This is a genomic window from Prauserella endophytica (genome assembly GCF_005146945.1).
In the GTDB taxonomy this organism is placed as follows: Bacteria; Actinomycetota; Actinomycetes; order Mycobacteriales; family Pseudonocardiaceae; genus Prauserella_A; species Prauserella_A endophytica.
This window is the reverse complement of the sequence record NZ_SWMS01000005.1, coordinates 39,248-60,540: the sequence shown is the minus strand read 5'-3', so window position 1 is coordinate 60,540 and position 21,293 is coordinate 39,248. Positions and strand designations below refer to the sequence as shown.

20 protein-coding genes are annotated in these 21,293 nt (G+C 71.3%); 7 read left to right on the top strand and 13 right to left on the bottom strand.

Features of this window, described 5'->3' with window-relative positions:
* Positions 1–9: 9 nt before the first annotated feature.
* The 3 genes from FCN18_RS11280 to FCN18_RS11270 are packed head-to-tail and all read right to left on the bottom strand — an operon-like array spanning position 10 to position 2,483.
* Complete coding sequence (locus FCN18_RS11280) at positions 10–495, bottom strand: tripartite tricarboxylate transporter TctB family protein (protein WP_112271967.1); 486 nt, start codon at positions 493–495, stop codon at positions 10–12.
* The gene (locus FCN18_RS11275) at positions 492–1,493 is read right to left on the bottom strand and encodes a tripartite tricarboxylate transporter substrate binding protein (protein WP_112271965.1); all 1,002 of its coding nucleotides are present in this window, start codon (positions 1,491–1,493) and stop codon (positions 492–494) included. The genes FCN18_RS11280 and FCN18_RS11275 overlap by 4 nt, the downstream gene beginning before the upstream one ends.
* 45 nt (positions 1,494–1,538) lie before the next feature.
* Positions 1,539–2,483 (bottom strand): 5-dehydro-4-deoxyglucarate dehydratase, encoded by a 945-nt coding sequence (locus tag FCN18_RS11270; RefSeq protein ID WP_228713874.1) that lies wholly within the window; start codon positions 2,481–2,483, stop codon positions 1,539–1,541.
* A gap of 69 nt (positions 2,484–2,552) precedes the next feature.
* On the opposite strand from FCN18_RS11270, the gene FCN18_RS11265 reads away from it, so the two are divergent.
* The 4 genes from FCN18_RS11265 to FCN18_RS11250 are packed head-to-tail and all read left to right on the top strand — an operon-like array spanning position 2,553 to position 5,980.
* On the top strand, positions 2,553–3,362 hold the full coding sequence (locus FCN18_RS11265; RefSeq protein WP_170200539.1) for an IclR family transcriptional regulator: 810 nt from the start codon (positions 2,553–2,555) through the stop codon (positions 3,360–3,362).
* Positions 3,359–4,129: a sulfite exporter TauE/SafE family protein gene (locus FCN18_RS11260; protein ID WP_369973584.1), complete on the top strand. Its 771-nt coding sequence runs from the start codon at positions 3,359–3,361 to the stop codon at positions 4,127–4,129. Before FCN18_RS11265 ends, FCN18_RS11260 begins: the two co-directional genes overlap by 4 nt.
* A gap of 40 nt (positions 4,130–4,169) precedes the next feature.
* The gene (locus FCN18_RS11255) at positions 4,170–5,294 is read left to right on the top strand and encodes an L-talarate/galactarate dehydratase (protein WP_113642361.1); all 1,125 of its coding nucleotides are present in this window, start codon (positions 4,170–4,172) and stop codon (positions 5,292–5,294) included.
* Entirely contained in the window at positions 5,291–5,980 is a 690-nt protein-coding gene (locus FCN18_RS11250; protein ID WP_206077868.1) for a FadR/GntR family transcriptional regulator, read from the top strand. The genes FCN18_RS11255 and FCN18_RS11250 overlap by 4 nt, the downstream gene beginning before the upstream one ends.
* On the opposite strand, the gene FCN18_RS11245 is transcribed toward FCN18_RS11250, so the two are convergent.
* The 7 genes from FCN18_RS11245 to FCN18_RS11215 form a co-directional block, all read right to left on the bottom strand.
* Positions 5,974–6,771, bottom strand: a complete 798-nt coding sequence (locus FCN18_RS11245; protein ID WP_112271953.1) for a CPBP family intramembrane glutamic endopeptidase — start codon at positions 6,769–6,771, stop codon at positions 5,974–5,976. The two genes, FCN18_RS11250 and FCN18_RS11245, sit on opposite strands and share 7 nt — an antisense overlap.
* A 55-nt stretch (positions 6,772–6,826) precedes the next feature.
* A complete protein-coding gene (locus FCN18_RS11240) occupies positions 6,827–7,567 on the bottom strand; it encodes a CPBP family intramembrane glutamic endopeptidase (RefSeq protein ID WP_112271951.1) in 741 nt (246 codons plus the stop codon).
* Between the two features lie 80 nt (positions 7,568–7,647).
* On the bottom strand, positions 7,648–8,712 hold the full coding sequence (locus tag FCN18_RS11235; RefSeq protein WP_112271949.1) for an amidohydrolase family protein: 1,065 nt from the start codon (positions 8,710–8,712) through the stop codon (positions 7,648–7,650).
* Positions 8,713–8,715: 3 nt separating this feature from the next.
* Entirely contained in the window at positions 8,716–10,254 is a 1,539-nt protein-coding gene (ffh, locus tag FCN18_RS11230) for a signal recognition particle protein (RefSeq protein ID WP_113642354.1), read from the bottom strand.
* A 481-nt stretch (positions 10,255–10,735) separates the two neighbouring features.
* Positions 10,736–13,057, bottom strand: coding sequence for a [protein-PII] uridylyltransferase (locus FCN18_RS11225; protein ID WP_137094858.1), 2,322 nt, complete (start codon positions 13,055–13,057; stop codon positions 10,736–10,738).
* Between the two features lie 9 nt (positions 13,058–13,066).
* Positions 13,067–13,405, bottom strand: coding sequence for a P-II family nitrogen regulator (locus tag FCN18_RS11220; protein ID WP_113642350.1), 339 nt, complete (start codon positions 13,403–13,405; stop codon positions 13,067–13,069).
* Positions 13,402–14,721 (bottom strand): ammonium transporter, encoded by a 1,320-nt coding sequence (locus tag FCN18_RS11215; RefSeq protein ID WP_112271942.1) that lies wholly within the window; start codon positions 14,719–14,721, stop codon positions 13,402–13,404. Before FCN18_RS11215 ends, FCN18_RS11220 begins: the two co-directional genes overlap by 4 nt.
* A 188-nt stretch (positions 14,722–14,909) precedes the next feature.
* On the opposite strand from FCN18_RS11215, the gene FCN18_RS11210 reads away from it, so the two are divergent.
* Both FCN18_RS11210 and FCN18_RS11205 read left to right on the top strand, forming a co-directional pair.
* Positions 14,910–15,764, top strand: a complete 855-nt coding sequence (locus FCN18_RS11210; RefSeq protein ID WP_137094856.1) for a putative RNA methyltransferase — start codon at positions 14,910–14,912, stop codon at positions 15,762–15,764.
* On the top strand, positions 15,761–16,375 hold the full coding sequence (locus FCN18_RS11205; protein ID WP_137094854.1) for a (2Fe-2S)-binding protein: 615 nt from the start codon (positions 15,761–15,763) through the stop codon (positions 16,373–16,375). The genes FCN18_RS11210 and FCN18_RS11205 overlap by 4 nt, the downstream gene beginning before the upstream one ends.
* Positions 16,376–16,519: 144 nt before the next feature.
* On the opposite strand, the gene alc is transcribed toward FCN18_RS11205, so the two are convergent.
* Together alc and allB are read right to left on the bottom strand one after the other, a co-directional pair.
* Positions 16,520–17,518, bottom strand: a complete 999-nt coding sequence (gene alc, locus FCN18_RS11200; RefSeq protein WP_137094853.1) for an allantoicase — start codon at positions 17,516–17,518, stop codon at positions 16,520–16,522.
* Complete coding sequence (gene allB / locus FCN18_RS11195; protein ID WP_137094851.1) at positions 17,515–18,843, bottom strand: allantoinase AllB; 1,329 nt, start codon at positions 18,841–18,843, stop codon at positions 17,515–17,517. The genes alc and allB overlap by 4 nt, the downstream gene beginning before the upstream one ends.
* A 79-nt stretch (positions 18,844–18,922) precedes the next feature.
* Between allB and FCN18_RS11190 the strand changes: the two genes are divergently transcribed.
* Positions 18,923–19,513, top strand: coding sequence for a helix-turn-helix domain-containing protein (locus FCN18_RS11190; RefSeq protein ID WP_112271932.1), 591 nt, complete (start codon positions 18,923–18,925; stop codon positions 19,511–19,513).
* 77 nt (positions 19,514–19,590) lie between these two features.
* Here the strand turns inward: FCN18_RS11190 and gcl are convergent, their stop codons facing one another.
* Positions 19,591–21,291, bottom strand: a complete 1,701-nt coding sequence (gene gcl / locus FCN18_RS11185) for a glyoxylate carboligase (RefSeq protein ID WP_137094849.1) — start codon at positions 21,289–21,291, stop codon at positions 19,591–19,593.
* Positions 21,292–21,293: the final 2 nt, after the last annotated feature.

Sequence of the window (21,293 nt, the reverse complement as noted above, 5' to 3'; positions counted from 1 at the left end):
GGCTAGTCCTCAGAAGTGCACGATGTGGGGCAGCGACACCTCGAGCCCGGTGATGAACAGCAGGTAGATCGCCGCGGTGGCCACCACCGAGACGATGACGGTCATCCGCCACGACTCGCGGCCGAGCAGCTTCAGCCACAGCACCAGCAGCGCGACGGTCGGGATCTCGAACCCGACCTGTTCGAACAGCAGCACGTAGCCCAGCAGGGAGACGACGCCGATCACGACGACGAGTGACTCGCGGCCGAACCGCTCCTCCTCGCCGGTCGGCGCCGAGCGCACCACGAGCACCGCGGCGATGACCGCCATGGCCACGCTGACGATCAGCGGCCACAGCCCGGGCCCGGGATCGGCGAGGTCGCCGATCCCGAGCTGCCAGGACAGGATCGCGGCCCCCACACCGATCGCGCACAGCACGGCCGCGGCGATGACGTTCTGCCTGCGCGCGTAGGCCGCGCTCGGCCGCGTCTCCTGTTCCTGATCGGGAGCGGTCATGACTGGCCCTTGAGGTTGACGCCGAGCTCGGTGGTCATGGTCTTGAAGCGCTCGCTGGCCTCGCGGAGCTGGTCACCGACCTCGGAGCCGTCGGCCTCCCAGCGGGTGATGTAGTTGTCCTGGAGCAGCTTGGCGTACTCCTCCGAGGACACGGCCTCGTCGATCGCGGTGGCGAGCTTGTCGCGCACGTCGTCGGGAAGGCCGGCGGGCGCGGCGACGAACCGGCGCTGGTCGACCACCACGTCGTAGCCCTTCTCGGTGGCGGTGGGCACGTCGGGCAGCGCCTCCAGCCGCTCGGCGGAGAAGGCGACGAGCGGGCGCAGCGCTCCGGCCTGGATCTGCTCGTACGCCTCGGCGACGTGCACGGTGCCGACGTCGACCTTGCCGCCGAGCACGGCGGTCAGCTGCGGGCCGCCGCCGTCGAACGGCACGGCGGTGGCGTTGACCTTCGCGGAGCCGAACAGCAGCGCCTGGGCGAGCTGGTTGCCGGTGCCGGCGCCCGAGGTGCCGTACTTGACGTTGTCGGCGGCCAGCACGTCCTCGACCTTCTCGAAGGGCGACGACGACGGCACGACCATGACGTAGTCCTCGCGGGTGAGGCCCTTGACGAAGGTCATCTCGTCGAGCTGGATGGCGTCCGGGTCCTCGACCACGAGCGGGCCGACGGCGAACAGCGACTGCGGCATCACGGCGACGCGGTAGCCGTCGGGGTTGCCGCTGAAGACGTCCTTGCCCGCGATCTTGCCGTTGGCTCCGGGCTTGTTGACGACGACCGTCGACTGGCCGAGCGGCTCCTCGAGGCTCTTGGTGAGCGCCCTCGTGATCAGGTCGGTGCTGCCGCCGGGCTCGGTGGGCACAGTGAACTCGACCGCGCGAGCCGGGTAGTCACCACCGCCCTCACCGCCGGAACCGCCCTGCACCGAGCAGGCCGACAGAGCCAGTGCCGTGGCGGCGAGCAGGGCCGCGCCCCGCGTGCCGCGGCTGGACAGAATCCTCATTGATCCTCCTGATGGAGTGCTACCGGGTGGGGGTTGGGAGTGCGGTCAACGGTCGGCGCCCACGAGGGCGAGACCCTTGGTCAGGAGTGCGTCGAGCTCCGCGAGATGGTCGGCGGGCAGATCCCGCAACGGCGCGCGCACCGGGCCGACGTCGGCTCCCCGGAGCCGCGCGGCGGCCTTGACCAATGCCACGGCGTAGCCGGTGCCCCGGTCCCGCAGCTCCACGAGCGGGACGTAGAACTCGCTGAGCAGCCGCTCGACGGTGGCGTGGTCGTCGGCGTGAAAGGCGCGGAAGAACGCCTGGGAGATCTCGGGCGCGAACGCGTGCACGGCCGAGGAGTACGCGGGCACGCCGATGGCGCGGTAGGCGCGGGCCTGCATCTCGGCGGTCGCGGCCCCGTTGAAGAAGAGCCACTCCGGCGGCGCGGCGAGCTTGAGCCGCTGCAGCTGGTCGAGGTCGCAGTGCCCGTCCTTGATGCCGATGACGTTCGGGATCGTCGCCAGCTCGGCCACGGTCGGCAGCGCGATCTTGACCTGGGCCCGCTGGTAGACGATGAGCGGCAGCTCGGTGTTGGCTGCGACCTTGCGCACGTGGTCGACGAGGCCGGCCTGCGGCGTCTCCACCAGGTACGGCGGCATCAGCAGCACCGCGTCGGCGCCCGCCCGCTGCGCGGCCGCGACGAAGCGCGACGCCTGCGCCCAGCCGTAGCCCGCCCCTGCGACGACCGGGATCTCGCCCGCCGACTCCTCGGCCGCGACGCGGATGAGGGTCTCGTACTCGTCCTCGGCGAGGGAGAAGAACTCGCCCGTGCCGCAGCAGGGGAACACCGCCCCCGGCCGCGCGTCGAGCTGCCTGCGCACATGCGCGCGGAAGGCGTCCACGTCGACGGCACCTTCGGCGTCGAACGGCGTCAGCGGGAACGACAGCACCGCCGTGTCCATCCCGCGCCGAAGCCGGTCAACGGCCTCCGTTGTATACGTGGCAGTCAAAGTGTCTCCATATGTAGACGTCTGTCATGTGCGGAGCAGTGTTACTTGGAGCTTGCTAGGCTGTCAACCGTGGAAGCTGAGCGAGAGACCGGTGTGCGAGGTGTGAAGTCCGCCGCCAGGACCGTGGAACTGCTGGAACTGCTGGCGTCGCGGCAGAACCGGCCCGCCCGCCTGCGCGAGCTGAGCGACGCGCTCGGCGCCCCGCGAAGCAGTGTCTACGCCCTGATCCGCACGCTCGTCGAGCACGGCTGGGTGCGGGCCGACGCCAGCGGCACCCAGTACAGCATCGGCATCCGCGCGCTGCTCGCCGGCACGACCTACCTCGACACCGACCCGTACCTGCGCATCGTCCAGCCACTGATCACGGACCTCTCCGCCGAGCTGGACGAGACCATCCACTACGGCAGGCTCGACCGGGGCGACATCGTCTACCTCGCCACCAAGGAGTCGAGCAAGTACATCCGCCCGTTCAGCAGGGTCGGCCGCAGGCTGCCCGCGTTCAGCACCTCCATGGGCAAGTCGCTGCTCGCCGAGCGCCTCGAGGCCGGCATCGACGAGCACGTGCCCGAGGAGGTCACGCCGCTCACCCCCAACACACTGGTGGAGCGCGCCGACCTGATCGCCGACCTCGAGCTCACGCGTGAGCGCGGGTACGCGATCGACAACGAGGAGAACTACGCCGGCGTGACCTGCTTCGGCTTCGCACTGCGCTACAGCACGCCGCCGACCGACGCGATCAGTTGCTCGGTGCCGATCTCCGGCCTCACCGAGGCGCGCCGCGAGGAGATCATCGACGCGATGCAGCGCACGCGGCTCGCGATTGAGCGCATGGCGCCGGTCGACCTCGCCGCGACGGCGGATCTCACCGCGGGGCACTGAGTTTGGGACTCGACGCCGCCGCGCTGCTGGCGCTGGCGGGGGTCGCCGCGGGCCTCGTTGGCTCGATGGCGGGCCTCGCCTCTCTGTTCAGCTACCCCGCCCTCCTCGCCGCAGGACTGCCGCCGATCGCCGCCAACGTCACCAACACCGTGGCCATGTTCTCCACCACGGTCGGCGCCGCGGGCGGCTCGCGCAGGGAGCTGCGGGGGCAGCGGGCACGCCTGCTCCGGCTCGGCCTCATGGCGGTACTCGGCGGCTCACTCGGCGCCGTGCTCCTGCTGACCACGCCCGCGTCGACGTTCGAGCTGATCGTGCCGTGGCTCATCGCGCTCGGTTCGGCGTTGCTGCTGTTCCGCGACCGGCTGAGGGAGGCCGCCGACGGAAGGTCACGCACCCGCCGCGGCCCGCGCTCGGCGCTCCCCGTCGCGCTGGCGGTGCTGGCAGTCGGCGTCTACGGCGGGTACTTCGGCGCGGGCGCGGGGGTGCTGATGCTCGCCGTGCTCTCGGTGTCGGTCACCGAGCCGCTGCCGATCACCAACGCGGTCAAGAACGTCGCGACGGGTGCGGCCAACGTGACGGCCGCGGTGGCGTTCGCGTTCCTCGCCCCCGTCGACTGGCTCGCCGCCGCGGCGCTCGGCGCGGGGGCACTGGTCGGTAGCTGGATCGGGCCGTCGATCGTCCGGCGGCTGCCAGAGCGTCCGCTGCGGGTCGTGATCGCGCTGGCCGGGTTCGGGCTCGCCGTGCACCTGTGGCTCTCCGCGATCTGATCGTTGTATGACCTCTGAGCGAGTTGTACGATCTCTCGCCATGACCTCCGATCGCATCACCTCCGTCCGGATCTCGTCCGTCACCCTCCCGCTGCGCACCCCCGTCAGCGACGCGAAGGTGCTCACCGGACGGCAGAAGCCGATGACCGAGGTCGCTCTGCTCTTCGCCGAGATCGGCACCGAGTCCGGCCACGACGGCTTCGGCTTCGGCTACTCGAAGCGCGCGGGCGGCCCCGGCCAGTACGCACACGCCCGCGAGATCGCCCCCGAGCTGATCGGCGAGGACCCCAGCGACATCGACCGCCTGTGGACGAAGCTCGTGTGGGCAGGCGCGTCGGTTGGCCGCAGCGGGCTCTCGACACAGGCGATCGCCGCCATCGACGTGGCGCTGTGGGACCTCAAGGCCAAGCGTGCCGGGCTGCCGCTGGCCAAGCTCATCGGCGCCCACCGCGACTCCGTGCGCTGCTACAACACCTCGGGCGGTTTCCTGCACATTCCCATCGAGGAGGTCCTGGAGAACACCACCGCCTCCCGGGAACGCGGCATCGGCGGTGTGAAGCTCAAGGTCGGCCACCCCGACTGGCGCGTCGACGTCGAGCGCGTGACCAAGGTCCGCGAGCACCTCGGCGACGACGTGCCGCTGATGGTCGACGCCAACCAGCAGTGGGACCGCCCTGCCGCGCAGCGCATGTGCCGCAGGCTCGAACCGCTGGACCTCGTGTGGATCGAGGAGCCGCTCGACGCCTACGACCACGAGGGGCATGCCGCGCTCGCCCGTGGTTTCGACACCCCGATCGCCACGGGCGAGATGCTCACCAGCGTCGCCGAGCACGCCGAGCTGATCCGGGCGGGCGGCGCCGACATCATCCAGCCCGACGCGCCACGCATCGGCGGCATCACGCAGTTCCTCAAGCTCACCGCGCTCGCCGAGCACCACAGGCTCCAGCTCGCCCCGCACTACGCGATGGAGATCCACCTGCACCTCGCGGCGACCTACCCGCAGGAGCCGTGGGTCGAGCACTTCGAGTGGCTCGAACCGCTGTTCAACGAGCGCATGGAGATCAAGGACGGGCGCATGCTGGTGCCGGACCGCCCCGGCCTCGGCCTGACCGTGAGCGACCAGGCGAGGGCGTGGACGGTCGACAGCGTTACGGTGACCGCTTGAGCAGAACCCAGGAGCTGGTCGCGCGGCTGACGGCGCGCATCCAGGAAGGCGTCATCCAGCCCGGCGAGCGGCTGCCGACCGAGGGCAGCCTCGTGCAGACCTACGGCGTGAGCCGCACGGTGGTGCGCGAGGCGATCTCGCGGCTGCAGGCCGCCGGGCTGGTCGAGACGCGGCACGGGCGCGGCAGCTTCGTGCTGGCCCAGCCGAGCACCACCCCGTTCGAGGTCGAAGAGGCGGGCGAGCTGACGATCGAGGGCGCGCTGGAACTCATCGAGTTCCGCACGGCGCTGGAGGTCGAGGCCGCCGCCCTCGCGGCCCGCAGGCGCACCGAGGCGCAGCTGGCCGACCTGCGGGAGGCGCTCGACGAGTTCGCGGCGAGCGCGGGCAACCCCAGCGCCGCCGTGCGCGCCGACTTCACCTTCCACCTGCGAATCGCCCTCGCCGCGGACAACCGCTACTTCGCCGACCTGCTCCGGTCCTTCGGGCCCGGCATGATCATCATGCACCGCGAGCGGATGCCGGCGAACCCCGAGCGGTTCGCGCGGACGGCCGGCGAGCACGAGAACGTCTACGCGGCGATCGAGCGGCAGGACGCGGAGGCCGCCCGCGCAGCCGCGCGCGTGCACCTGACCAACAGCAGGGAGCGGCTGCTCGCGGCGCAGGAGCAGGCGGCGAAGACTCAGTAGCTCACCACGCCGAGCGCGGTGAGCAGGATCGCCAGCGCGGGCAGGAAGTTGTTCATCTGGTGGGCCACGATGCTGCCGAGCAGGCGCCCCGTGACAAGGCGCGCCAGCCCGATCGGCACCGCGATCACCAGCAGCAGCGTGGTCCGCAGCGGTTCGAGGTGGCTCATCGCGAACACCGCCGTGGAGAGCAGGAACGCGGCGAACCGGCCCCACTTCTCGTTGTTCCACTGCAGCCGCTCCGTCGCGCCCCACAGCAGGCCGCGGTAGATGATCTCCTCACAGATCGGGCCGAGCAGCCACAGGTAGAGGAACATCACCACCGCGGCGGACACCGACATCGGCTTGTCCTCGACGAGCGCACTGATCGCGGAACTGGAGTTCTGCTCGCCGACCACCTTCGTCCAGACGAACACACCGACGCTGGTGCAGACCAAGCCGAGCACGCCGAACTTGAGCCCGAGCTTCACGTCGTCCCAGCGCCACGACAGCCGCAGGTCGGCCAGCGGCCCGTTGCCCCGCAGCTTGGTGATCGCCAGCGCAGTGAGCGCCGCGATCACGGTGGGCGTCATCGTGCCGATCAGCACGTCGCGCACCGGCAGCGACTCGGCGTTGCCGCCCTTGACCAGCAGCGCGCCCACCAGCGCGGCCGAGGCCAGCAGCACGGCCTCGACGAACAGGAACGCGCCGAAGCCCCAGCGATGGGCGGGCGGCGCGGTCACCGTCTGCGTGCCGGAGGTGGACTGTTCGACGCCGGGCACCGGATCTCCCGCGTTCGGTGACGTCACGCCCATCCTCCATCAACCCGCCGCCTTCGACCCGGTGAGCCTACTGTGCGCACACACCCGGTCACGAGCCGCCGAACAGCAGAAGGGCGGGCGGCAGGTTGTTGGTCGCGTGCGCCACGACGCTCGCACCCACCCGGTCGGTGATCAACCGGGCTGCTCCGATCGCGATCCCCTGGCCGAGCAACGCGATCGTGCGGCTGGGCTCGCCGTGCAACTGCGCGAACACGAGCGCCGTCAGCACGAGGACCACCCATGGTGGTACCCGATGGTGGGCGAGGCCATTCCACAGCGCGCCGCGGACGAACAGCTCCTCGGTGAGCGGCGCGGCCACCACCACGATGAGCGCGGCGACGACGAGCCAGCCGGTGTTGGAGGCGATGCCACCGAACACCTCGGTGAGCGGGTCGGAAAGCCGGTCGGTGCCGTAGACCTCCAGCAGGACCACGTTGAGCAGATAGCCGGTGAGCAGCGCGAAGCCGCCGCACGCGAGGCCGACCTTGACGTCCCTGGCGTTGGGGATCAGCCGGAACTCGGCGAGCACGCCCTGTCCCCAGCGGCGGGCGGCGAGCACGGGTGCGAGGCCGAGCAGGATGTTGGGTACGAAGGCGAGCAGTACGAGCGGGCCCAGCTCGGGCAACCGGAGCGAGCCGACCTCGCCGTCCCCTCCGATCGCGAACGCGGTCAGCAGCAGCGAGAGCAGGTAGTACGCCGCGAGGCCCGCGAAGAACGCGAGGAAGCCCCAGTGCGCGCCGAGCACCAACCCGGCGCGGATCGGCGGAGGATCCTCCTGACCGCGATCCACCGCACCTCCCCGTCACCGATGATCTGCACCCAAGGGCACTTTAGTTGCGTGGGCGCAGCGCAGCGATGCGCAGAAGGGGCTCACCTGATCAGGGTGCCGCGCAGGATGACGTGCCGGGGACGGCGCAGCACGGAGAGGTCCTCGCGAGGGTCGGCGTCGAACACCACGAGGTCGGCCGGCGCGCCGTCGGCGATCCCCTCGAAGCCCAGCCACTCGCGGGCCGCCCATGACGCCGCCGCGAGCGCCTGCTCCTCGGACATGCCCGCGCGATGCAGCGCCTCGACCTCGTCGGGGAGCCTGCCGTGCTCGACCATGCCACCCGCGTCGGTGCCCGCGTAAACCGCGACACCGGCGTCCAGCGCCGCGCCGACCATGTCGGTGACCCCGGCGTGCAGCGCCCGCATGTGCGCGGCGTAGACCGGGTACTTGGCCGCCTGGTCGGCGATGCCGGGGAAGTTCTCGATGTTGATCAGCGTGGGCACGAGTGCGGTGCCCCGTCGCGCCATCTCGGCGAGCAGGTCGGCCGACAGCCCGGTGCCGTGTTCGAGGCAGTCGATGCCCGCGTTGATCAGCCCCGGCATCGCGGCCTCGCCGAACACGTGTGCGGTGACCCGCGCGCCCTCCTCGTGGGCGACCTTGATCGCCTCGGCAAGCACGTCGTCCGGCCAGAGCGGCGCGAGGTCGCCGACCGCGCGGTCGATCCAGTCGCCGACGATCTTCACCCAGCCGTCTCCGGCCCTGGCCTGCTCGGCGACGGCTCCGGGCAGCCGGTCGGGGTGCTCGAGGTCGATGCCGAGCTTCGGCACGTAGCGCTTCGGCAGCGCCAGGTGCTGCCCGCCCCGGATGATCCGGGGCAGGTCGGCGCGCTCCTGCAACGGCCGGATGTCGATCGGCACGCCGCAGTCGCGGATGAGCAGGGTCCCCGCGTCCCGGTCGGTCAGCGCCTGCTCGGTCGCCTCCTCCAGCGTCGTCGGGCCGTGCACGCCGATGCCGGGATGGCAGTGCGCGTCCACGAGCCCCGGCACGAGGAACGCGCCGTCGAGCGAACGGGCGCCGTCCACCGGATCGAACGAGATCCGGCCGTCGCCGATCCAGACGTCGCGCTCGTCACCGTCGGGCAGCACGACCCCGCGCAGGTGGTACATGGGCTACTTGTTCTTCGGGAAGTTCAGCTTCGACGGGTCGAATCCGGGGGGCAGGTCGTTGAGGCCGCCGCCGAGCTGCGACAGGTCGGGCATCCCGCCGCCCGCCGCGGGCGGGAACCCGCCGGGCATGCCGCCAGGGAAGCCGCCGCGCGCCTTCTGCTGGACCTTCTTGCCCTTCTTGCCCTTCTTTCCCTTGCGCACGTGCTGCTTCTTCGTGGCGCTGCCGCCGCCACCGAAGCCGAACCGGCCCGCCATCTGCTGCATCATCTTGCGGGCCTCGAAGAACCGGTTGACCAGGTCGTTGACGTCGCGCACGGCGACACCGGATCCGCGCGCGATGCGCTGCCTGCGGGAGGCGTTGATCATCTTGGGGTTGGCCCGCTCGGCGGGGGTCATGCCCCGGATGATCGCCTGCAGCCGGTCGAGGTGCTTGTCGTCGACGTTGGCGAGCTGGTCCTTCATCTGCCCCGCGCCGGGCAGCATGCCCAGCAGGTTGCCGATCGGGCCCATCTTGCGCACCGCGAGCATCTGCTCGAGGAAGTCCTCCAGGGTCAGCTCGCCGCTGCCCAGCTTGGCCGCCGCCTTCTCCGCCTTCTCCTGGTCGAAGGCCTGCTCGGCCTGCTCGATCAGGGTGAGCATGTCGCCCATGCCGAGGATCCGGCTGGCCATGCGGTCGGGGTGGAAGACGTCGAAGTCCTCGAGCTTCTCGCCGTTGGACGCGAAGAGAATCGGCTGGCCGGTGACCTGCCGCACGGACAGCGCCGCACCACCGCGGGCGTCGCCGTCGAGCTTGGTGAGCACCACGCCGGAGAAGCCGACGCCGTCCCGGAACGCCTCGGCCGTGGTCACGGCGTCCTGGCCGATCATCGCGTCGACCACGAACAGCGTCTCGTCGGGCGTCACGGCGTCGCGGATGTCCGCGGCCTGCTTCATCAGCTCCTCGTCGACACCGAGACGGCCGGCGGTGTCGACCACGACCACGTCGTGCTGAGCGTGCCTGGCCTCCTCGATGCTGCGCCGCGCGACGTCCACCGGGTCGCCGACGCCGTTGCCCGGCTCGGGGGCGAACGTGGCCACCCCGGCGCGCTCGCCGACGACCTGCAGCTGCGTCACCGCGTTGGGGCGCTGGAGGTCACACGCCACGAGCAGCGGCGCGTGGCCCTGCTTCTTCAGCCAGAGCGCGAGCTTGCCCGCCAGCGTGGTCTTACCGGAACCCTGCAGACCGGCGAGCATGATGACCGTCGGCGGGTTCTTGGCGAGGTTGATCCGCCGGGTCTCGCCGCCGAGGATGCCGATGAGCTCCTCGTTGACGATCTTGATGACCTGCTGCGCGGGGTTGAGGGCCTCGGACACCTCGGCGCCCTTGGCGCGCTCCTTGACGTGGCCGATGAATTCCCTGACCACGGGCAGCGCGACGTCGGCCTCGAGCAGCGCGATACGGATCTCGCGCGCGGTGGCGTCGATGTCGGCATCGGAGAGCTTGCCCTTGCCGCGGAGGTTCTGCAGGACCGACGTGAGCCGATCGGAGAGTGTGTCGAACACGGGGTGCACGCTCCAGCAGGTCGTGGATACTCAGCCGGCTCACGGGCCGACAACATCCCAGGGTACTGGCCGCGTCATCCCGCGGGACCGCCCGGCCGGTCACCTCCCCTGGTCCGGCCGGGCGGCGGGCTGCCCAAGCGGGTGCCCTGTGCGGCCGGCGTGTTCGCCAGACCCCCAGTACCAGGCGATCCGCGCCGACCCCGGCACCTCACCCGGGCAGGTCTCAGCCTGCCCGGAGGCGCGGTGGTCATGGCAGCGTGAAGACACCGCATCCGTTCTGCGTAGAACTACCCAGGGGTACTCAGTGATCGGACCTGGGCGCCGAGCGCGCCTTGCCGGAGGCCCCGCGTCGCGCCTTGCGCACGGACTCCTGCTCCTGGCCGCTATGGGCTGGACCACATCCCGGCCCTCGATCCTGGCCTCGATCAGCGTGTCACCCGACCGCCCCGCGCTCGGGCGGCGCCGACACGCGGAAGCCGGCTCAGGTGGCCGCGGCGAGCACCGCCTGTTCGACCCGCCGCCGCCACGCCGGGTCGAGCGCGCCCTGCCTCGGCGACACGGCGAAGGAGTCGACCACCCTGGCCCCCAGCGTGGAGACCTTCGCCCAGCGCACCTCGGCGTCACACCGGCGCAGCGCACCGGCGACCCGGTAAAGCAGGCCGATCCGGTCCACCGCCCGCAGTTCGAGCACGACGGAGCCGGGGGCCGCAGTCTCGTCGTCGAACCACAGCACCTTCGGCGACGCAGGCACCGGCACCGGCGTGTCGTACGCCTTCTCCTTCTCGGCGAGTTTCTGGCTCAACGGAAGCCCGCCAGCGACGGCCCTGGCGAACTGCTCGCGCAACAGCCCCGCGTCGGGCAGCGTGCCGAACCTCGGCGACGCCGTGAAGACGCCGACCCGGCCCCCGCCGTGGCTGTGCAGCATCGCCGTGTGCACCTCGAGCGAGTTGAGCGCGAGGACGCCCGCGGCGGGCGTGAGCAGATCGGCGTTGGCGGGCACGGCGAGCACCACTGTGGCGAGTTTGCCCGCTGCGGTCACGCGCACCTCGCCGCGCGTGGTCCGCACCGCCTCGGCCACCAGGGCGCGCTGGGTGTCGTCGATCGGCTCGGGCGCCGAGAACCCCTTGCCGTGCAACAGATGCCGGCAACGGCTCACCAGCTCGGAGATGAGTCCCGCCTTCCACTCCGTCCACACACCCGGCCCGGTCGCGAGCGAGTCGGCCTGCGCGAGCGCCCGCAGGAGGTCGAGCAGCAGCGGGCTGCCGTCGACGGTCTTGGCGACCCGTTCGACGGTCTCCTGCTCACTGATGTCGCGTCGCGTGGCCGTGTGCGGCAGGAGCAGGTGGTGCCGCACCATGCCCGCGACCGTGGCGACGTCCTCATCGGACAGTCCGATGCGGACGGCCACCTGCGCGGCGAGCTTGGCCCCCAGTTCGGAGTGGTCCGCGTCGCGGCCCTTGCCGATGTCGTGCAGGAGCGCGCCGAGCAGCAGCAGGTCGGGCCGCGAGACCGTGGTGGTGAGCCGCGCCGCCTCGACGCACGCCTGCACCAGGTGCCGGTCGACCGTCCACGCGTGCACCGGCTCGCGCGGCGGGAGGTCGCGCACGGCGCCCCATTCCGGGAAGAGCCGCGCCCACAGGCCCGTCCGGTCGAGCGCCTCGACGGCGTCGACGAGTCCCTCACCCGCGCCGAGCAGCTCCGTCAGCGCCTGCCGGGCGGGTTCCGGCCACGGCGCGCGCAGCTCAGGCGCGGAGTCGGCGAGCGTCCGCAGCGTGCCGTGCGCGATGGGCTTGCCGGTGCGGGCCGACGCCGCGGCGACCCGCAGCAGCAGCCCTGCGTCGCGAGCGGGCACCGCGTCGCGGGCGAGCGCGACCTCGTCGCCGTGCAGGACTACGCCGTCGTCGAGGGGGGTGCGGCTCGGCCGCCTGCCGAACCGTGTCCTCGGTGGTTCGGTCGCGGCCCGCAGGGCGACGTCTACGGCGTAGCCGACGGCCCTGCCCGCGCCGGAGAGCCTCCGCGCCAGTGAGAACCGGTCGCCCAGCTCCAGCTCGGCGGCCACCAGCTCTGCGTCTCCCGCGCCAAGCACGTCGCGGTCGCGGCGCAGCTCCCTGCGCAGCTCGGTGCGGACGTCGAGCAGCAGCTCGCGGGCCGCGCGCAGCTCCTCGTTCGGGCGGTCGGTGAGCTGGGCGACCGCGAGCGCGTCCAGCAGCCCGAGATCCCGCAGGCCGCCGCGGCCGTACTTCAGATCGGGTTCGGCCGACTGCGCGATCTCCCCGCTGCGCCGCCAGCGCGTGCGCGTCGCCTCCGCCAGCTCGGGCAACCGTTTGCGGGCAGTGCGCCGCCAGTGGTCGCGCGCGGCGGAGGCCAGCCGCTCGGTGAGTTCGGCGTCACCGGCGAGGTGCCGGGCGTCGAGCAGTCCCATGGCGGTACGCAGGTCCTCGGAGGCGACCTTGAGCGCCTCCCCCGGCGTGCGCACCGAGTGATCGAGACCGACCCTGGCGTCCCACAGCGGGTACCAGAGCGCGTCCGCGATCTCCCCGATGTCCGGGTTTCCGTTGTGCACCAGCACCAGGTCGAGGTCGGAGAAGGGCACGAGCTCCCGACGGCCGAGGCCGCCGACGGCGACCAGCGCGACATCGCAGGACGCGGTGCCTGTGATGTCGATGCCGGCCGCCGCGGCGGCCTTGTTCAGCCAGAACTCGTACAGGTCGACCAGAGCGGCTCGCAGCGCGGTCGCGCCGAGCCTTCCGTGGCGACCCTCCAGCAGCCGGTTGGCCGCCTCGACAAGCCCCCCTACGACCACGGCAGTCTCTTAGAGAGCATCGGCGCCACGTTCGCCGGTGCGGACGCGGACGACCGTGTCGACGGGGGTCACCCACACCTTCCCGTCGCCGATCTTGCCGGTGTGCGCGGCGCTGACGACCGCGTCGATGACCTTCTCGACGTTGGCGTCGTCGGTCACCACCTCGATCTTCAGCTTGGCCACGAAGTCGACGGCGTACTCGGCGCCGCGGTAGACCTCGGTGTGGCCCTTCTGCCTGCCGTAGCCCTGCACCTCGCTGACGGTCATGCCGAGCACCCCGAGCTGCTCGAGCGCGGACCGGATGTCGTCGAGCGTGAACGGCTTGACGATCGCCGTGATCAGTTTCATGACTTGCTCTCCTCGAGCTTCTTCGCGTTACCGCTCGGGGCCCCGGTGTCCACCGAGGCGGCACGGCCACCACGCCCACCGGCGAAGTCGTACGCCGACTCGGCGTGCTCCGCCTCGTCGATGCCGGTGGTCTCGTCCTCGGCGGCGACCCGCAGGCCCATCGTGTACTTGATGATGAGCGCCAGGATGGCGGCCACCACGAAGGAGTACAGCAGCACCGCGATCGCGCCGACCGCCTGGATGCCGAGCTGGCTCGCGCCGCCGCCGTAGAACAGGCCGTCGACGCTGCCCTCGTTGACGTTGGTGGTGCCGAAGAAGCCGATCAGCAGCGTGCCGACGAGACCACCGACGAGGTGGACGCCGACGACGTCGAGCGAGTCGTCGTAGCCGAAGCGGTACTTGAGGCCCACCGCCAGCGCGCAGAGGATGCCCGCGATGGCGCCGATGGACAGCGCGCCCCAGGTGTCGACGAACGCACACGCCGGGGTGATGGCCACCAGGCCGGCCACGACACCGGAAGCGGCGCCGAGGCTCGTCGCCTTGCCGTCGCGAAGGCGCTCGGTGAGCAGCCAGCCGAGCATCGCGGCACAGGTCGCGGTGAGGGTGTTGACGAAGGCGACGCCGGCGATCTCGTTCGCGGCCAGCGCGGAACCGGCGTTGAACCCGAACCAGCCGAACCACAGCAGGCCGGCGCCGAGCATCACGTAGGGCAGGTTGTGCGGCTTCATCGGCTCCTTGGGCCAGCCGCGACGCTTGCCGAGCACCAGCACGAGCGCCAGCGCGGCGGCACCGGCGTTGATGTGCACCGCGGTGCCACCGGCGAAGTCCAGCGCGCCGAGGTCGTTGGCGATCCAGCCACCGACCACGCCCGAGTCCTCGTTGTCGAACGCGAAGACCCAGTGCGCCACGGGGAAGTACACGACCGTGGCCCAGAGTCCAGCGAACAGCAGCCACGCGCCGAACCGCATGCGGTCGGCGACGGCACCGGCGATGAGGGCGACCGTGATGATCGCGAACATGCCCTGGAACGCCACGAAGCCCGTGGTGCTCAGCGCGTCACCGCCCATGAGGCCGGAGAGCCCGAGCGCCTCGAACGGATCACCGAGGAGCCCACCGCCGACGTCGTCGCCGAAGGCCATCGAGTAGCCGTAGACCACCCACAGCACCCCGATGAGCCCCATGGCCCCGAAGCACATCATCAGCATGTTCAGCACGCTCTTGGAGCGCACCATGCCGCCGTAGAAGAACGCCAATCCCGGTGTCATCAGCAGCACCAGAGCGGCGCTGGTGAGCAACCAGGCCGTATTCCCTTCCACGCTTCTCCTCCTTCGAGAGCCGGATCGCAGAACGCGCAATTGCGGCACAGCATCGGGAAGGCGTGTTGCACGGAGTGGATTCTCAGGTTTCGACGTGGTGAACCAAACGGGCCGTCATGTTACGGACGCGTTTCCCGTGACCTGTGCCGATTCGTCCGGATGCGAAACGTCGTGGTCGAATAGCAGGCGTGACCTCGCCTGAAACGACTGCGAAACCGCTACCGTCCGCTGTGCTGGCGGCGCTGCGCTGCTCCGTCTGTGGCGGCGGCGTGGAGCTCGCCGGTCACACGCTGCGATGCGAGCGGCTCCATTCGTTCGACCTCGCGAGGCAGGGCTACGTGAACCTGCTGCACGCGAAGGTGGCCGCGGGCACCGCCGACACGGCCGAGATGGTGGCCGCGCGGGCCGAGTTCCTCGCCGCGGGTTTCTACGCGCCGCTGGCGGAGGCCCTCGCCGAGCAGGCGACGGGCGGCCTCGTGGTCGACGCGGGGGCAGGCACCGGTTATTACCTGGCGAAGGTGCTCGACGCGTTGCCCGGCGCGGAGGGCCTGGCGCTCGACGTGTCGGCGCCCGCCCTGCGCCGCGCGGCGAAGGCCCACGTGAGGATCGGGGCTGCCGTGTGGAATCTCTGGGAGCCGTGGCCGGTGGGCTCCGGCGTCGCCGACACCGTGCTCAACGTCTTCGCGCCGCGCAACGCCGCAGAGTTCCACCGGGTGCTGCGGCCGGGCGGCACGGTGGTGGTCGCCTCCCCCGGCAGCGGCCATCTGGGCGAGCTGTCCCGGAAGCTGGACCTGCTCGACATCGGCGAGGACAAGGAGCAGCGCCTCGACGCGGCACTGGCCGACGGTTTCGAGCTCGTCGGCAGGAGGCAGTGCGGGGGCACGGTGAAGCTCGGCCCCGACGACGTGCGCAGGGCGGTGCTGATGGGCCCGAACGCCCACCACCTGCACCGCGGCGGGCTCGCCGACCGGCTCGGCTCGCTCACCGAGGCCATGGACGTCACCACGGCGTTCTCCGTGTCGACCTACCGCAGGCTGCCATGAGCGTCGAGGTGCCGGCGACGGTGCTCGCCGATCCCGCGTGGCTGCGCGAGGACCTGAAGGGCGCGGCGAACCTGTACGGCCGGGCGAGCGAACGGGTGCTGGGCACGATCCGGTGGTACTCGGCGTCGTCGGTGCTCGTCGGCCCGTCGCTGGAGTCGTTCGCGCGCACGGGCACCGCGCTCGATCCCGCGCTGGAGGCCGTCACGTTCACGATGCATCCCGACGGCCGGTACCTTGACGCGCGCTCCGAGCGCATGCTCGGCGACGACCTCACCGCTCTCGGCGGCGCGCTGGGCGACGCTCTCGACCGGATCGTGGAGATGATCGCACACGTGTCCGGGGCGACCACGCGCTCGCTGTGGGCGATCGCCGCCGACTCGATCGGCACCAGGTTGCTGTGGGCGGGGCGGACCGACCTCGCGGCCCCGCTCGCCGCCTCGATCGGCCACCGGATGCCGCCGCCCCGGTATGTCCACATCGGACCGCACGAGGTGGTCCGGCGCTCATCGTGCTGCCTCATCTACGAGGCGACAGGGGGCGAGAAGTGCGCGAGCTGCCCCCGCCAGACGCCCGCCGACCGAGAACAACGCATCCGGGCCCTCCTCGGCTGAGGCGGTACCGCGGCCGCAGTGAAGGCCACCTTCACTGCGTGGAATCGAACACAGCGGCGCGGAGCGCCTCCGTTTGGGTGGTGGCGGGAGACGGGTGGGCGCAGGCATGGTGGCCTTCACTGCAGTCGACTGGGCAGGAAGGGGTCAGCTCTCCTCGAAGCGGCTCACCAGGTCGGCGAGGCCCTGATCGGTCAGCGCACCGAACAGCCGCAGGCGCGCCATGCCGCCGTCGGGGTGGATGTCGAGCCGGACGTGGGCGGCCTCGCGCGGTTCCGGGACGGCGAACCGGTGCCGGGTGTCGGGCTGCAGGCGGGTCCTCGGCAACAGCTCGAACCACGTGTGCCCATCCGCCGAGCCGCTCAGTGTCACCCAGCCCGGCGCGTTGCCCCGCAGGTTGCTGGTGTCGAACTCGGCGAAGCGCACCCTGCCCGCCCCCGCGAGGCGGATCACCGCCCAGTCGTTGCCGCCGTCACGCCTGCGCGCGGTCTCCCAGCCCTCGGCCTGGTTGGCGGCGAGCCCGGGCGCGAGCATGTTCGCGGGCGACGAGTAGAACATGTCGCTGCACCCGGTGCACACCGCTCCGTTCTCCAGCGCGGCGAGATCGAGCGCGCCAGGGTCGAGCAGCCGCGGGTCGGGGATCACGTCGCCGTGCACGCGCAGCCGCGCGACCCCGCCGTCGGGGTGCATGGTGAGCCGGGTGTGGGTGTAGCGCTTCCGCGAGCCGACGGTGAAGAAGTTCTCCGCGTCGCCCGCCACCGGCTCGTGGTCGACGAGCACGTCCCAGTCCATTCCGGACAGTTCGGCCACGCTCGGGTAGCCCTCCGCGGCGAGCGCCTCGACCGTGACGAAAGGCGGGTAGTTGCCCTTGAAGAACGCGGTGTCCACCACCACGCCGGTAACCGCGCCGGGCAGCCCGAGGCGCAGGATCGCCTGGTCGTCGCCGGGTTCGCGGTGCCTGCGGGTCTCCCAGCCGTCGTAGAGCTGCCCCTTCGGGCCGAACGTCTCCGGCTGGTGCCGCGGCCGCCACGGGTTGACGAGGTTCTCCTTCTCGGCGAACAGCTCGTCGCTCGCCCACATGACGGTGCCCCCGAAGCGGCGGGAGGCCAGGTCGGTCAGCTGAGTCCACTCCGGACGGTCGTTCACCGCTCTCCCCTCGTCAGCAGCCGCCCGTGCGGCGACCGCCCGGTCACCTGTGCTCCGCGCAGCCACGTGCTCCGCACGACCCCGGCCAGCGGCCGGTCGTGGTAGGCGCTTACGGCGTTGCGGTGCCGCAGCTTCGCGGCGTCCACGACGAACGCCTCGTCGGGGGCGAACACGCAGAAGTCGGCGTCGTAGCCCGCCGCGAGGTGCCCCTTGCGCGGGAGCCCGGCCTGCGCTGCGGGTCCGTGCGCCATCCAGCGCACCACGTCGGCGAGGCCGAAGCCGCGCTGCCGCGCGCCCGTCCACACGGCTGGCAGCCCCACCTGCAGGCCCGCGATCCCGCCCCACGCCTCGCCGAAATCGCCGCTGTCGAAGCGCTTCAGCTCGGGCGTGCACGGCGAGTGGTCGCTGACGACGCAGTCGAGCACGCCCTCGGCGAGTCCCCGCCACAGCAGCTCGCGGTTGGCGGCCTCGCGGATCGGCGGGCAGCACTTGAACTGCGTGGCGCCGTCACCGATCTCCTCGGCCGTGAAGCTCAGGTAGTGGGGGCACGTCTCGGCGGTGACCGCCACGCCGTCGCGTTTGGCCTCGGCGATCAGTGGCAGGGCCCGCGCCGACGCGAGGTGCAGGATGTGCACGCGGGCCCCGGTGCGCCTGGCCAGTTCGAGCACCCTGGCGATCGCGGCGTGCTCGGCCTCTGGCGGGCGCGAGGCGAGGAAGCCGCTGTAGTGCGGGCCGTGCGGGTTGGGCGCGCGGTCGATCGTTTCGGCGTCCTCCGCGTGCACGATCAGCAGCCCGTCGAACTCGCGCAGGACCCGCATCGCCTCCTCCAGCCCCTCGGTGTCGAGCGGGGGGAACTCGTCGACGCCGGAGTGCAGCAGGAAGCTCTTGAAGCCGAACACGCCCGCGTCGTGCAGCGGGCGCAGCTGCGCGGCGTTGCCGGGGATCGCGCCGCCCCAGAAGCCGACATCGACGTGCACGCGGCCGAGCGCGGTCTTGCGCTTGACCTCCAGCGCGGCGACGTCGACCGTCGGCGGAAGGCTGTTGAGCGGCATGTCGACGATCGTGGTTACCCCGCCCGCGGCCGCCGCGCGCGTGGCCGTCTCGAAGCCCTCCCACTCGCTGCGGCCGGGGTCGTTGACGTGGACGTGGCTGTCGACGAGCCCGGGCAGGAGCACCTCGTCGGCGCCCAGCTCCACCAGCTGGTCACCGACGAGCGCGGTGTCGTAGGGCTCGACGACGACGATCCGGCCGTCCCGGACGCCGACGGCGCAGGCGGTCTCGCCGTCGGCGGTGATCGCCCTTCGCGCTCGCAGCACCAGGTCCATGGCTCACCAGCGTAGCGAGTGTGAAGCCATAACTGAACACCCGTGAAGAAGTTCCTTCATCCGGCGTAGACTGCGACGCATGCTCCCCGGCGCGCCGCCCGACGACGAGGAACTCGGGGCCCGCATCAGGGCACTCCGCATCGAACGCGGGATGTCGCTGCGCGCGCTCGCAGGCGAGCTCGGCGTCAGCCCGAGCGCGCTGTCGCAGATGGAACGGGGCAAGATGCGGCCGTCGGTGACGCGGCTGTTCCAGATCGTGTCGATCCTGGAGGTGCCGCTGGCGGCGGCGTTCGGCGAAGCGGCGCCCGAACCCGAGGAGCCCGCGGCCGGGTCCGACGAGGTGGTGGTGACGAGGGCGGGCGAGGTGCCCGCGATCTCGCTCGGCCACGGCGTGGAGTACCGCAGGCTCACCGCGACGCCCATCCCGGGCGTGGAGATCTACGAGTCGACCTACCCGCCGGGGTCCACCTCCAGCCAGGACGGCGAGTACCTGCGGCACAACGGGCACGAGCTGGGCAGCGTGCTGTCCGGCACGCTGACCGTCGACCTCGGCTTCGACCACTACGAACTGGGCCCCGGCGACTCGATCCGGTTCCCCTCAACGACCCCGCACCGCGTCCGCAACGCAGGCGACATCCCCGCGGTAGCCGTGTGGGTCAACCTTCCGTGACGACTGCAGTGAAGGCCACCTTCACTGCGTTGAACGCAGGCATGGTGGCCTTCACTGCAGACGGGTGAGGGCTCCGGTCACGGCGTGGGTTCGAACTCCTTGACGTTGTCGAGAGCGGTGCCCATCGAGGCATTCGCCTCGCGCTCGATCATGATCTCCACGAGCACCGGGCGGCCCGTGCGATCCGCCTCCTTGCGCGCCCATTCCAGCGAGCCGCGGATCTCCGACGGCTCCACGACGCGCGTGCCAGAGCAGCCGTAGGCCTCCATGATCTTCACGTTGTCCGTGCCGTACTCGTCGTAGTGCAGATCCACCTGGAAGTTCATGTCGTAGCCGAGCTCGGCCTGCCGGATGAGCCCCAGGTACTCGTTGTTGAGCATGATCAGCACGAACGGCACTTCGTACTGCGCCGCCACGGCCAGCTCCTCCACCAGGAACTGGAACGAGTAGTCGCCGACCACGCCCACCACCTCGGCGTCGGGGCGCGCCTTCTTGACCCCGATCGCGGCCGGGATCTCCCAGCCGAGCGGGCCCGCCTGCCCGCACACCTGGTAGTGCCTCGGCCTGTGCGCGCGCTGGAACTGGCCCGACCAGATCTGGTACAGCCCGATCGCGGTGACGAAGTAGGTGTCCTCGCCGTAGAGCTCGTTGATCTCCTTGAACACCCTCGGGGCCTTGATCGGCACCGTGTCGAAGTCCTCCCGCCTCGGCAGCTCCCGCTTGAGCTCCGCGATCCGGTTGACCCACACGGGCACCCTCGGGTCGATCGGCGCGCCCCGTTCGTCGGCCGCCGCGAGCAGGGCCTCCAGGAACGCCCTGCTGTCGGACACCACACCGAGGTCGGGGCCGAACACCTTGCCGATCTGCGTCGGCTCGATGTCGACGTGGATGAACTTCCGGTCGCCTCGGTAGACGTCGAGCGCGCCCGTGTGCCGGTCGCCGAAGCGCGCGCCGAGCGCCAGCACCAGGTCGGCCTCCAGGAACGCCGCGTTGGCCCACCGCTGCGACGTCTGTATCCCCGCCATCCCGGCGAACAGCGGGTGGTCCTCGGGGAAGCTGCCCTTGCCCATGAGCGTCACGCCCACGGGCACGCCGAGCCGCTCGGCGACCGCGCGCAGCGGCTCGCTCGCCTCGCCCAGCGTGACTCCGCCGCCCGCGAGGATCAGCGGCCGCTCGGCCGCAAGCAGCAGGTCCAGCGCCCGCTCGACCCGCGCCGGCGATGGGGCGGGAGTCACCACGGGGAACGGCGCGTCGATCGAGGCGTCCCACTCGATCTCCTGCTTCTGCACGTCGAGCGGCAGATCGATGAGTACCGGACCGGGCCTGCCCGAGCGCGCGATCCGGAACGCCTCGCGGAAGATCCACGGCGCCTGCGCGGCCTCCTTGACCTGCACGGCCCACTTCGTCACGGGCTTGGCGATCTCCACGATGTCGACCGCCTGGAACGCCTCCTGGTGCAGCTTCGTCGACACCGCCTGCCCGGTGATGCACAGGATCGGGATCGAGTCGGCCTGCGCGGTGTAGAGGCCGGTGATCATGTTGGTGCCCGCGGGCCCCGACGTGCCGATCGCGACGCCGACGTTGCCGGTGGTGCGCGACCAGCCGTCGGCCATGTGGGTGGCGCCCTCCTCGTGGCGGACCACGAGGTGCTCGATCCCGCTGCCCTGCATCGCCTGGTACAGCGGGAGGATCGCGGCGCCCGGGCAGCCGAACGCGGTGTCGACGCCCTCGGAAATCAGCACGTCGACGACGGCCTGCATGACAGGAACCTTCGGCATGA

Bases quoted from the DNA above. Each gene is read 5' to 3' on its own strand.
- FCN18_RS11245 (WP_112271953.1), bottom strand. From the start codon at position 6,771: ATGGGCGTGACGTCACCGAACGCGGGAGATCCGGTGCCCGGCGTCGAA.
- FCN18_RS11255 (WP_113642361.1), top strand. From the start codon at position 4,170: ATGACCTCCGATCGCATCACCTCCGTCCGGATCTCGTCCGTCACCCTC.
- FCN18_RS11275 (WP_112271965.1), bottom strand. From the start codon at position 1,493: ATGAGGATTCTGTCCAGCCGCGGCACGCGGGGCGCGGCCCTGCTCGCC.
- FCN18_RS11235 (WP_112271949.1), bottom strand. From the start codon at position 8,712: ATGTACCACCTGCGCGGGGTCGTGCTGCCCGACGGTGACGAGCGCGAC.
- allB (WP_137094851.1), bottom strand. From the start codon at position 18,843: ATGGACCTGGTGCTGCGAGCGCGAAGGGCGATCACCGCCGACGGCGAG.
- FCN18_RS11205 (WP_137094854.1), top strand. From the start codon at position 15,761: ATGAGCGTCGAGGTGCCGGCGACGGTGCTCGCCGATCCCGCGTGGCTG.
- FCN18_RS11190 (WP_112271932.1), top strand. From the start codon at position 18,923: ATGCTCCCCGGCGCGCCGCCCGACGACGAGGAACTCGGGGCCCGCATC.
- FCN18_RS11220 (WP_113642350.1), bottom strand. From the start codon at position 13,405: ATGAAACTGATCACGGCGATCGTCAAGCCGTTCACGCTCGACGACATC.
- FCN18_RS11280 (WP_112271967.1), bottom strand. From the start codon at position 495: ATGACCGCTCCCGATCAGGAACAGGAGACGCGGCCGAGCGCGGCCTAC.
- gcl (WP_137094849.1), bottom strand. From the start codon at position 21,291: ATGCCGAAGGTTCCTGTCATGCAGGCCGTCGTCGACGTGCTGATTTCC.